6 protein-coding genes are annotated in these 4,212 nt (G+C 43.7%); 5 read left to right on the top strand and 1 reads right to left on the bottom strand.

Annotated elements, in window-relative coordinates; all coding sequences use genetic code 11:
- The 3 genes from IQ242_RS18030 to IQ242_RS18040 all read left to right on the top strand — a co-directional run.
- Positions 1–810, top strand: an 810-nt coding sequence (locus tag IQ242_RS18030; protein ID WP_193960920.1) for a DUF5942 domain-containing protein, incomplete at its 5' end; no start/stop codon positions are given.
- Between the two features lie 250 nt (positions 811–1,060).
- Complete coding sequence (locus tag IQ242_RS18035; protein ID WP_002770148.1) at positions 1,061–1,609, top strand: response regulator; 549 nt, start codon at positions 1,061–1,063, stop codon at positions 1,607–1,609.
- Positions 1,610–1,770: 161 nt separating this feature from the next.
- Entirely contained in the window at positions 1,771–2,550 is a 780-nt protein-coding gene (locus IQ242_RS18040) for a DUF1350 family protein (RefSeq protein WP_193960921.1), read from the top strand.
- On the opposite strand, the gene IQ242_RS18045 is transcribed toward IQ242_RS18040, so the two are convergent.
- Entirely contained in the window at positions 2,547–3,260 is a 714-nt protein-coding gene (locus IQ242_RS18045; protein WP_193960922.1) for a Uma2 family endonuclease, read from the bottom strand. The two genes, IQ242_RS18040 and IQ242_RS18045, sit on opposite strands and share 4 nt — an antisense overlap.
- Positions 3,261–3,298: 38 nt before the next feature.
- Here IQ242_RS18045 and IQ242_RS18050 point away from each other — a divergent pair, with 38 nt between their 5' ends.
- Entirely contained in the window at positions 3,299–3,697 is a 399-nt protein-coding gene (locus IQ242_RS18050) for a hypothetical protein (protein ID WP_193960923.1), read from the top strand.
- On the top strand, positions 3,694–4,110 hold the full coding sequence (locus IQ242_RS18055; RefSeq protein ID WP_002770156.1) for a hypothetical protein: 417 nt from the start codon (positions 3,694–3,696) through the stop codon (positions 4,108–4,110). The genes IQ242_RS18050 and IQ242_RS18055 overlap by 4 nt, the downstream gene beginning before the upstream one ends.
- Positions 4,111–4,212: the final 102 nt, after the last annotated feature.

Consider the following 4,212-nt stretch of genomic DNA (forward strand, 5'->3'; position numbering starts at 1 on the left):
CATCGATCCCGCTCAGGGGGTGAACCGGCGTTCCTCGGTTTTCAGGGAACCAGCATGGCGGCCCCTCACGTTGCTGGGGTGGTAGCTTTAATCAAGGCTGCGGGAATTAAAGAACCCAATGCAGTTTTAGAGGTTTTGCAACAGTCAGCCCGTAAGATCAATGATGATCCCTTTAATCATTTTGGCGCCGGACAATTAGACGCGGGCAATGCTCTACAATTGGCCCTGAAAGGACAGATTACTTTCCGGGATTTTTGGCGTTGGTTGCGCGATAACGGTTATCTCAATCCCCGTTTCTGGATTGATGGCGGCGCGGTGGCGGTTTTGCCCAAAATGGCCATGGTTTTGGGTTCTTATCTCCTCGCTTGGTGGCTGAGAAATTATTTTCCCTTCCCCTGGAACGGATTTTTGAATGCTGGTCTAATTTTTGGCAGTTCTGGCTTATTTTTCCTCAGAGGTCTTTATATCTTCGATTTACCCCAATGGCCTTTCCGAGTGATGGGGAGTTCTCTTTCCGACCTAGGAGGCGTTATTCAGGGAAGTTCTGCCCTTAATCCGCTTTTTGCTAGTGTTATCCTGCCTTTTGTCCTGATTGCGCTGCTTTTGGGTCATCCCCAAGCCAAATGGTTAGCGGTGGGGGTATCTTTAGCTATGGCGGTGACTTTAGGTATCAGTGCTGTTATCCATCCTACTCTGATCTGGTTAGGTTCTGGTACGATCGCTCAGGCATTTTTGGGCGTAAATGCGCTTTTATGTCTCGGTTTAGGTTATTTAGCCCTAAAAAGTGCTACTTCCTCCCGATACGCTTAAACAGGGGTTACAATGGGACAACAAAGGTGATTTACCGTTCAAAACCTTTTTGGTTTTGGTATCTTCCTTTTGTTTTGCATTGAGTTCTCCTACAACAGCAGCCTCGGACATTAACCGAGGTTTTTTCTTTATGATGTATGTTAGTTTCTAGGGGTTTTTTGGGAATTCTCAATCCGTATCCCGAAAGTTTCCCCCAATACCCCCTCGAATCATCGAGCTTATCTATTGTCTCTTTTCTAAGGTGTCTATCGTGTCAAATCATAAAATTCTCGTTATCGATGACAGTAAAGTGATCAGGATGCACGTTCGCGATATGTTACCAGAGGGTAACTTTGAATTACTCGAAGCTAAAGACGGATTAGAGGGCTATCATCTCATCCGTACCGAAACCCCGAATTTGATTATTTTGGACTTCCTTCTCCCGAAAATGAGCGGTTGGGAGGTGTTTCAGCAAATCCAAACCGAAGATAATCTCAAAAGTATCCCCCTAGTGTTAATGTCGGGACGGAAAGAGGAGGTAGTAGAGAAAATCCCCGAACCTTTCCCGCATTTTGCCTTTATTGAGAAGCCTTTCGACCAAAAACAATTGGTACAAGCGATTAAAGAAGCGATGGCTAAGGCCAAACAATATTCTCCGAAACCAACAGTTTTTAGCCCGAAACTAGAGGAACTCACCGGGGATTATGGCACCGATATTCAGACTCTCCAGTCCCAAATTGCCCAAATGCAAACAGAAATGGAAACTATGAAGAAACAAATGTCGCAATTAGTGGCTTTTATTAAGAAAAAACTGCCCTAGAACTATTCATCCCGATTTTTTATAACTTGGGCAAGCAGTTATCTTTATCCGGCGGGCAAATCTCGGGCTAATCTCCTATCCGTTTTAAACAGGATTTAGTATAATATGAGGTAGTCTTTATTTAGTGAGTGACTAAGTTATTAATTAACTGATAACTAATTATGAATTGGCAAGAAATAGCGGGTAATTGGGTTTTTCTCCCCCGTCGTCCCCGGGGTATCATTCACTTTTTAGGGGGGGCATTTGTGGCGGCAGCCCCGAATATTACCTATCGTTGGTTATTAGAAAGTCTTGGGAATTCAGGCTACGCTATGGTCGCGACTCCCTTTGTTAATACCCTCGATCACAAATCGATCGCCCGCACAGTTTTAAACCGTTTTGATAATATTATTGAACGTCTGCGCTGGAATCATAGTCTGCCCCAAGGTTATCTCCCCATCTACGGATTGGGTCACAGTATGGGGTGTAAACTACATTTATTAATCGGTAGTCTCTACGAAGTGGAACGGGCGGGAAATATCCTCATTTCCTTTAATAATTATCCCATTCGTCGAGCTATTCCCTTTATTGAACCTTTGCAAATTGACACCACTTTTAACCTCGAATTTACCCCTTCCCCCGAAGAAACAAACGAGTTAATTTTCCAAGATTATGCCATTCGTCGCAATCTTTTAATCCGTTTTCAAGACGACACGCTCGATCAATCTCTGGTATTAAATCCCCTGCTAAAAAAACGCTTTAATGATTTAATTGCCCTGCGAACTCTCCCGGGCAATCATCTCACTCCCTTGAGTCAAGATGTCAGTTGGCAAACCGGAGAAGTATTTACTCCCCTCGATGCGATCGGCCAATGGTTAAAACAGGGACTTGCCCGGGATAATTCCCGTCTCAAAGATGAGATTCTCCAGTGGTTAAATCCAGTCCTTCCCGCCTCTCGTTAGCTTTCCTCTAGATTAATCCCCAGGGCCCGTAATTGCGCCTCTAAGCAGGCTAATTTTGCCTCAGCTTCCCGGGCCCGTTGACGTTCCTGTTGGGCTTGCTGTTCGGCGGCATTGGCTCGTTGTTCGGCTAATTCCGCTTTTTGCTTGATTTCTAGGGTGGTCAAAAACCGCGAGCCATCGGGATAAAAAATAGCTAACTGGGGACTCTCCAGTTGAAAACGAATCTGTAGAAGCGGACTCTGCCAATTATCGATCGCGGCAATCATCTCCAATTGATCACCCCTTCGCCACCAACCCTGTAGATAATTAGCATCGGGATCGTAGAGATAATATTCTTCTACGCCAAAACGCTGATAAAATTGCCATTTTCGGCGCATTTCTGCTTTAGTGTTGCCTGGAGAGAGAATTTCAAAGACTACCTGCGGCGCAATCTGGTTTTCTAACCATTGCTTATAGGAACCTCGATCGCCCTTGGGTCTGCCAAACACCACCATAGCATCCGGCGCTTGACAGGTTTTATTATCCCCCTCGACCGGATACCACAACAGATCGCCGGCGATAAACACATTGTCATTGTCTGCGAATAAACATTCGAGATTTTCCTTGATCGTCACAATCCAGCGAAACTGTTTGGTATTATCGGCCATCGGTTTACCATCACTATCGGGATAGATAATCTCCGACTCAGAGAAAGATATCGCCTTGATCATCGTTCTACTCCCTAGCGTAATAACTATAACTAGAGATTATGACATCAACAAAGGGAGAATTGATAGCGGCACTGTTAGAACAAGTAACAAATAAGATGGGAACTCCTCGACAAATACTGTCCGACCACGGCAGGGATTTATACAGAGGAATACAATTATATCAGGAGAAAAATCCAGAAGTTGCTCACACTTATGTGGTAACTCATCAGATGGCATTGATTTTAAAGTCAGAACTGGAAAAAGATGAACAATATCAGTCATTTGTCAAAAAATGTCATCAGTGTCGTCAAGAGATACAACAAACCGAATTATTGTTTTTAATGCCGCCTTGTCAACGGACAAAATCTCGTTATTTTAACTTAGATAGGGTCTTTGGACTGGCTCCTAGACTATCAATCAAGATTCTCTCCCTGTCTGGGCTACCATCTTGGCTATGACCCGAAGTCTTGAAGCTCAAATCAAACATGAGGGGTTAACTCAAACATCTTTATCTCAATGGGATAAGCTTTTTCCCCAGTCTTCCCTTCCCGAAAGTCTTATCCCTATTTACCAGAAAATACAGCGTTATTTGTTAGAACAAACTTCTACTATCCCAGAAGGTGAGATATTTCTGGGAACTTCCGATGTCATTGAATCTATCTTTGGTAAGTATAAGCTTTTTTCGCAAAGATGTCCTATAAACGAACTGGGGGTTATGGTTTTAACAATAGTGCTAGTAACTACCGATTTCACTGTCAATTTGATTAAAGAGGCGTTGGAAACTATCAGGTCGAAGGATGTTAATATTTGGCAAGAGCAAGTTTTTGGACAATCCACTCTTTCTAAAAGAAAAGTTGTTTTTTCCTCCTGACAAATTTTGACAGAAAAAGTGCATGATTTATTTTCCTTGATTTTCCCGTATATTCAACACCCTACCCTTGCCGCCCCGACGTCGGGGGGGCAAGGGTAGGGT

The sequence above is a fragment of the Microcystis sp. LEGE 08355 genome (assembly GCF_015207185.1).
Classification (GTDB): domain Bacteria; phylum Cyanobacteriota; class Cyanobacteriia; order Cyanobacteriales; family Microcystaceae; genus Microcystis; species Microcystis panniformis.

Bases quoted from the DNA above. Each gene is read 5' to 3' on its own strand.
- IQ242_RS18040 (WP_193960921.1), top strand. From the start codon at position 1,771: ATGAATTGGCAAGAAATAGCGGGTAATTGGGTTTTTCTCCCCCGTCGT.
- IQ242_RS18045 (WP_193960922.1), bottom strand. From the start codon at position 3,260: ATGATCAAGGCGATATCTTTCTCTGAGTCGGAGATTATCTATCCCGAT.
- IQ242_RS18050 (WP_193960923.1), top strand. From the start codon at position 3,299: ATGACATCAACAAAGGGAGAATTGATAGCGGCACTGTTAGAACAAGTA.
- IQ242_RS18055 (WP_002770156.1), top strand. From the start codon at position 3,694: ATGACCCGAAGTCTTGAAGCTCAAATCAAACATGAGGGGTTAACTCAA.